General features: G+C 69.9%; 4 protein-coding genes. All 4 read right to left on the bottom strand.

The genetic code is table 11. The features are described from left to right. Positions 1 to 361 (bottom strand): DsbA family protein (locus tag L995_RS29080; RefSeq protein ID WP_047474887.1); only part of this gene is annotated, 361 nt, incomplete at its 3' end. Between the two features lie 33 nt (positions 362 to 394). Beyond that, positions 395 to 640 carry a DUF1289 domain-containing protein gene (locus tag L995_RS29075; protein WP_016450040.1) on the bottom strand — a complete coding sequence of 82 codons (246 nt, stop codon included), beginning with the start codon at positions 638 to 640 and terminating at the stop codon, positions 395 to 397. Next, positions 637 to 1,140, bottom strand: coding sequence for a YbaK/EbsC family protein (locus tag L995_RS29070; RefSeq protein WP_016452780.1), 504 nt, complete (start codon positions 1,138 to 1,140; stop codon positions 637 to 639). The genes L995_RS29075 and L995_RS29070 overlap by 4 nt, the downstream gene beginning before the upstream one ends. A 2-nt stretch (positions 1,141 to 1,142) precedes the next feature. Then, positions 1,143 to 2,084, bottom strand: a complete 942-nt coding sequence (locus L995_RS29065; RefSeq protein ID WP_047474885.1) for a hydroxymethylglutaryl-CoA lyase — start codon at positions 2,082 to 2,084, stop codon at positions 1,143 to 1,145. Positions 2,085 to 2,315: the final 231 nt, after the last annotated feature.

Here is a 2,315-nt window from a genome sequence, read left to right as displayed (position 1 = left end):
CCGCGTCGCCCTGCCAGACATGGCGCAGCACCGCGCCCGCGACGAAGCGGTTGACCGTGCCGTCGTCGCTGCATTCCAGCGCCAGGCGCAGCAGCGGCAGCGGGTTGAACGGATGGCGGGCCGGCATGTCCAGCCCCACGCCCGTGGCATGGCCCAGCCAGCTCACATGGCGGTAGGTCCACTCGCGCTTGCCCGCAATGCCGGCCGGCCCCGGGTTGGCATGGCGCTGCAGCAGCGCGCCCAGCAGCACGGGGCGGTACTGCATGTGGTGGCTGATGCCCTGCAGGGCCTGAGGCAGTTGCTCGAAGGCCAGCCAGGCATAGGGCGAGACGAAGTCGAGATGGAAGGTGATCTGCTTCATGGCGGCAGGCTCCTGCAGTGCAGTCCAGGGGGTCTAGGGGACGGCGACCGTGATGCCCGCACGCTCGAGCAGCGCGTTCCAGATGACCAGGCGCTGCGACGCATCGGACTTGGACCAGGCACGGATCTCGTCGATGGTGCGAAAGCACCCTTCGCAATGGCTGCGGTCCGGCGTCATGCGGCAGACCGAGATGCAGGGCGATGGCACGGGCTCGTCGTCAGCGCGCGCAGCGAAGGCTGCGCCGGCCTTGTGGGCCAGCATTTCCTTGGGGCCCATCATGCCGCCACCTCCTGCACCACGTCGGCCCAGGGCGCGCCGGCCAGGGCCTGCAGCGCGGCCGGCGTGGCCGCGAACACCGCATGCGGATGGCCGGCGGCCGCCCAGACGGTGTCGAAGCGCTGCAGTTCCCGGTCCACCAGGGTCACGGGCGTGTTGGCATGGGCCACGGGGCTGACGCCGCCGATGGAAAAACCCGTCTGCGCCTTGACGAAATCGGCGTCGGCACGGCCCACGGGGCCGACCAGGGCGGCGACCTTCTTCTCGTCCACGCGGCGGTCGCCCGAGGCCACGACCAGCACGGCCACGCCGTCGCTGCGGCGGCGGAAGATGATGCTCTTGGCCACCTGGCCCACGAGGATGCCCAGCTGGTCGGCCGCTTCCTGGGCCGTGCGCGCCGCGCCGTCCAGCATGCGCGGCCCCTCGCCATGGCCGGCCTGCTGCAGGAAGGCCGCCACGCGCTGCACGCCTTCGGGAAGATGGTGGAGTTCAGATCCGCACATGCTCACACCGCCTCGCATGCAGACGCGCTGGCGCGCTTGGTGAGCAGTGCCTTGCCCACGCGCGACTGCGTGGGGCGGCCCAGGTGGTCGCTGATGAACTGGCCGGCGTCAATCAGCTTGTCCAGGTCGATGCCGGTCTCTATGCCCATGCCCTGCAGCATGTAGACCACGTCCTCGGTGGCCACATTGCCTGTGGCGCCCTTGGCGTAGGGGCAGCCGCCCAGGCCCGCCACCGAGGTGTCGAACTGCCACACGCCCAGCGACAGCGCGGCCAGCGTGTTGGACACGGCCTGGCCGTAGGTGTCGTGGAAGTGGCCCGAGACATCGTCGATGGCGAAGTGCTGCAGCGTGGCCTCGATGGCCTTGCGCACCTTGACGGGCGTGCCCACGCCAATGGTGTCGGCCACGCCCACATGCTGCACGCCGATGCCCTTCATGAGGCCGGCCAGGTAGGCCACGCGCTCGGGGGCGATCTCGCCTTCGTAGGGGCAGCCCACGGTGCAGCTCATGGCGCCGCGCACGTAGATGCCCTGGGCGCGTGCGGCCTCGGCCACGGGGGCGAAGCGGTCGATGCTTTCGGCAATGGAGCAGTTGATGTTCTTCTGGCTGAAGGCCTCGCTGGCTGCGCCGAAGACCACGATCTCGTCGGGCCACAGTTCGCGCGGCGCCGACAGCGCGGCCTCCAGGCCCTTCATGTTGGGCGTGAGCACGCTGTAGCGCACGCCGGGGCGGCGGACGATGCCGGCCATGACTTCGGCGTTGTCGGCCATCTGCGGCACCCATTTGGGGCTGACGTAGCTGGTGACCTCGATTTCCTTGAGGCCGGCTTCCTGCAGGCGGTGCACCAGCTCGATCTTGACGGCGGCGGGCACGGGCTGTTTTTCATTCTGCAGGCCGTCGCGGGGGCCTACATCGACGAGTTTGACGCGGGAAGGAATGCTCATGGGGTGTTCTCACCGGGATGACGGGTACGGCCCCTATTGTCCAGTCTTGCAGGCCCGGGCACCACCCCATATCCTGCCGGGCCATGCACAACGGCTGCCAGCGCCCCGTTCAGCCCGGCAGGGCCGCCATTTCCTCGCGCAGCATCTCCACCATGCGCGCGGCAGCCGGCGACAGGCGGCGGCCGCTCAGGCGCACCAGGCCGATGGGGCGGCGCAGCACCGGCCGTGCCA

It is taken from the genome of Delftia sp. ZNC0008, assembly GCF_000799035.1.
GTDB lineage: Bacteria > Pseudomonadota > Gammaproteobacteria > Burkholderiales > Burkholderiaceae_C > Comamonas > Comamonas tsuruhatensis.
This window is presented reverse-complemented; position numbering and strand designations above follow the sequence as displayed.

Coding starts and splice junctions, on each gene's coding strand:
- L995_RS29075 (WP_016450040.1), bottom strand. CDS start 640: ATGATGGGCCCCAAGGAAATGCTGGCCCACAAGGCCGGCGCAGCCTTC.
- L995_RS29070 (WP_016452780.1), bottom strand. CDS start 1,140: ATGTGCGGATCTGAACTCCACCATCTTCCCGAAGGCGTGCAGCGCGTG.
- L995_RS29065 (WP_047474885.1), bottom strand. CDS start 2,084: ATGAGCATTCCTTCCCGCGTCAAACTCGTCGATGTAGGCCCCCGCGAC.